Origin of the sequence: Pseudonocardia lacus, from assembly GCF_018531445.1 — a bacterium.
Lineage (GTDB): Bacteria > Actinomycetota > Actinomycetes > Mycobacteriales > Pseudonocardiaceae > Pseudonocardia > Pseudonocardia lacus.
The window spans coordinates 1-3720 of sequence record NZ_JAHDTH010000374.1; the positions used below are offsets into that span (position 1 = coordinate 1).

The following is a 3720-nucleotide window of genomic DNA, read 5'->3' on the forward strand; positions in this document are numbered from 1 at the left end:
CGGGGCGGGGCCGGTCGCGGGCACGGGGAACGGCTGGGAGCCGGTGCGGGCGGTCAGCAGGGCGCGGGCGGCCGCGGCGAGGCGCCCGGCCGAGGCGTAGCGCTCGGCCGGGTCCTTGGCCATGCCCACCGCCACCACCTCGTCGAAGCCGACGGGCAGGTCGGGGCGGTGCTCGGAGGGCCGCGGTGGCGGGGTGTTGAGGTGCGCGTTGATCGCCGCGGGCAGGCTCTTGGCCGGGAACGGCCGGTTGCCGACGAGGCACTCGTAGAGCACGCAGGCCAGCGAGTACACGTCGACGCGCAGGTCCCAGTCGTCGCCGGTGAGCCGCTCGGGGGCCATGTAGCCGGAGCTGCCCATGGCCAGCCCGGCGGCGCTGAGCGTGGGGCCGTCGACGGCGCGGGCGATGCCGAAGTCGACCAGGTAGGCGACGCCGCGGTCGGTCACCGTCATCCCGTCCGGGCCGGCCCGGCCGACCAGCAGGATGTTCGACGGCTTGACGTCGCGGTGCACGAGCCCCTCGGTGTGGGCGGCGTCGAGCGCGTCGGCGATCTGGGAGACGACGTCGACGGCGCGGCCGACGCCCAGCGCGCCCGTCGCGAGGACCTTGGCCAGGTCCTTGCCCTCGACGAGGCGCATGTCGATGTAGAGCTGGCCGTCGATCTCGCCGTAGTCGTGGATGGGGATGATGTGCGGCTCGCGCAGCTGGGCGACCAGCGCCGACTCGCGCTGGAACCGGGCCCGGTACTCCTCGTCGACGGCGAGCTGGCGGGGCAGGCGCTTGAGCGCGACGACCCGGTTGCGGGCGGTGTCGCGGGCGCGGAAGACCTCGCCCATGCCACCGGAGCCGATCAACGCATCGAGCCGGTACGGCCCGAAGACCTCACCCTCCACGCCAGTCGTTCCCTCGCGTCGTGTTCGCGGGCCGCGGTCGTCGGCACCCGGTCGGGGGACGCCGTGCCCGCCACGATCGTCGCACGGGGTCAGCCGGGCTCGTAGGCCTGGATGCGCATCCCGGCCAGGTCGACCTGCTCGACCACGTGCATGTGCTCGCCGAGGCGGCCGGTCACGATGCGGTCGGGGTCGGTGTAGCCGTCGTGGCTGAGCACCAGCCACACGCGCGGCCGGCCCTCGGTGAGCTGGTCGAGGCGGGGGACGTCGGTGGCGGCCATCTTCGGTTCCAGCACGCCGCGCTCGAACGGGTCGACGGGCAGCCCGTGCATCTCGATCGGCTCGCCGCCGGTGCTGCGGTAGTAGTAGCCGAAGGCCAGCTCGGTCCACCCGGCGCTGAACAGCGCCACCTCGCCCGGTCGGGCCCGGTCGGCCACGTAGAGCGCGGCCCGCCGCCAGTCCTCGGTGCCGGCGGCCTGGTAGTAGGCCACGAGCGAGACCGCGTTGACGGCCAGCAGCGCCGCGGTCGCCATGGCCATGACCGGTCGCGGCCGCAGGCGCGCCAGCCCGACGCCGACGAGCACCGTCAGCGGCAGCGACGTCCAGATGAGGGTCTGCGAGTAGAAGATCGGCCGGCGCACGCTGACCAGCAGCTCGCCCACCACCGGGCCGACCACCAGCAGCACCAGCAGCACCAGCAGTTCCCGGCGGTGGCGCAGGTGCCAGGCGGCCACCGCGACCAGCACCGCGCCGCCGACGAGCAGCGGCACCGTCAGCGCGCCGGGCGCGTAGGCGCTGAGCAGGTCGCGGGCGTGGTCGAGGACCTTCTGCCCGGTCGGCGGCGGGATCCAGAACTCGGCGTCGACCCGGCCGCTCTGGGCGAGGAACCCCGGCAGCCAGGGCAGCCAGAGCACCACCACCGCGGCAAGCCCGGCGAGCCACAGCCGCAGGTCGGTGCCCGGGCGGCTGACCGCGCCGAGCCGGCCCATCGGGGCGGTCCCGTCGGGGTCGAACGGCCTGCGCCACGCGGCCACGAGCCGGCCGAGGCCCACGATCGCGGTGAACACGAGGAGCGTGGCCGGCAGCAGCACGCCGGTGTTGTGGCTGAGCATGGTCGCCACCGTGGCCACCACGAACCCGACCCAGGTCAGCAGCGTCGCGCGGACCCCGCGGCCGCCGGTCAGCAGGCGCACCATGCAGAGCAGCGCCAGCGCCGCGAAGAACGTCATCATCGCGTACATGCGGCCCTGCTGGGCGTACCAGACGTGCAGCGGCGAGACGGCCTGCAGCCCCGCGACCAGCAGGCCGAGCCAGCGCCCCCCGACCTCCCGGCCGACGAGGTAGAGGACCGGCACCGTGGCCGCGGAGAACAGCGCGGAGAAGCTGCGCAGCGCCAGTTCGCCGCTGCGGGTGTCGATCCAGAAGTGCAGCAGCGAGTAGTACAGCGGCGGGTGGGTGTCGATCTGCAGGGTGGTGCGCCAGATGTGGCCGGGGTCGAGGTTGCTGATCCAGACGCTGAACGCCTCGTCGAGCCACAGGCTCTTGGCGTCGATCAGGGTGAACCGCAGCACGAACCCGACCAGCGTGACCGCGCCGACCAGCAGGAACGTCGTGCGCCGGGTGGAGCGTGGTGGCTGCGGCGGGACGATGACGACGGTGGCGGTGTCCCCCGGACCCATCTCTCAGCCTTCCGCGACGGTCAGCACCGTCAGGTCGTTCGACCGCTCGCTGACGACGTAGACGCGGGTGCCGTCGGCCGACACGACCACCGACACCGGCGCGTCGCCGACCGGCACGGGGTCGCCGACCTGGGCGCCGTCGGCGTCCAGGACGACCAGGGTGTCGTCGTCGCGGACGGTGACGAGCACGCGGCTGCCGTCGGGGGTGACGGCGACACCGGACGGCTTGGTGCCCACCGCGGTCGGGGTGCCCACCACCTGCCGGCTGGCGGTGTCGACCACCGAGACGGTGCCCTCGGCCTGGTTGGTGACGTAGAGCCGCTCGCCGGACGGGCTGAACGCGGCCCCCAGCGGCCCCTCGCCGACGTCGACGGTCTCGATGACGGTGCCCGACTCCGTGTCGATGATCGAGCAGGCGCCCGCGGCGAACTCCGGGATGTAGAGCCGGGTGCCGTCCGGGCTGATGGCCAGGCCGAACGGGCTGTCGCCGACCGGGATCGGCGGCCCGGTGACCTCGTTGGTCGCCGCGTCGATGACCACCACGTCGTCGGAGTCGGCGTTGCCGACGTAGACTCGGGAGCCGTCGGGCGCGACGGCGAGACCGTCGGGGAACTGGCCGACGGGCACCGTCGCGACGACCGCCGCGGTGGCCGTGTCGATCACCGAGACGTCGTCGGAGCCGTTGTTGGTGACGTAGACGCGCGTCCCGTCGGGGTTGACCGCCACGCTGTTGGGCATGTCGCCGACCGGGATCGGCTCGCCCACGGTCGTCGCGGCGGCGGTGTCGACGACCGAGACGGTGTCGGCGCCGAGGTTGGTGACGTAGGCGCGGGTGCCGTCGGGCGAGAGCGCGACCTCCGCCGGCGCGACGCCCACCGGGATCGCCGCGACCTGCGTGAACGGCGCGCCGCCCGCCGCCAGCAGCCGGGGCAGGAACACCGCGGAGGCCACCACCAGCAGACCGAAGACCACGATGGCCGACAGCAGGGCGAGCCGGCCGCGGCCGCCGCCGGACGAGCGCGGGCTGGTGATCGTCTCGGTGGCGTCGGGGTCGGCCTCCGGGCGCGGCGGGGCCGGCGTGACCTCGGGGCGCGGCGGCGGCGTCGGCGCCCGCCGGATGCGCACGGTCTGGCCGGCGGCGATGCGGGTGGTC

General features: G+C 74.4%; 3 protein-coding genes. All 3 read right to left on the reverse strand.

The features are described from left to right. Positions 1 to 891, reverse strand: an 891-nt coding sequence (locus tag KIK08_RS37970; protein WP_308258153.1) for a serine/threonine-protein kinase, incomplete at its 3' end; no start/stop codon positions are given. 89 nt (positions 892 to 980) lie between these two features. Continuing rightward, entirely contained in the window at positions 981 to 2567 is a 1587-nt protein-coding gene (locus KIK08_RS37975) for a glycosyltransferase family 39 protein (protein ID WP_214408148.1), read from the reverse strand. 3 nt (positions 2568 to 2570) lie between these two features. After that, on the reverse strand, positions 2571 to 3720 hold a 1150-nt coding region (locus KIK08_RS37980; RefSeq protein WP_214408149.1), incomplete at its 5' end, for a beta-propeller fold lactonase family protein.

Excerpts from the sequence above, each read along its gene's own strand:
- KIK08_RS37975 (WP_214408148.1), bottom strand. The coding sequence starts at position 2,567 with ATGGGTCCGGGGGACACCGCCACCGTCGTCATCGTCCCGCCGCAGCCA.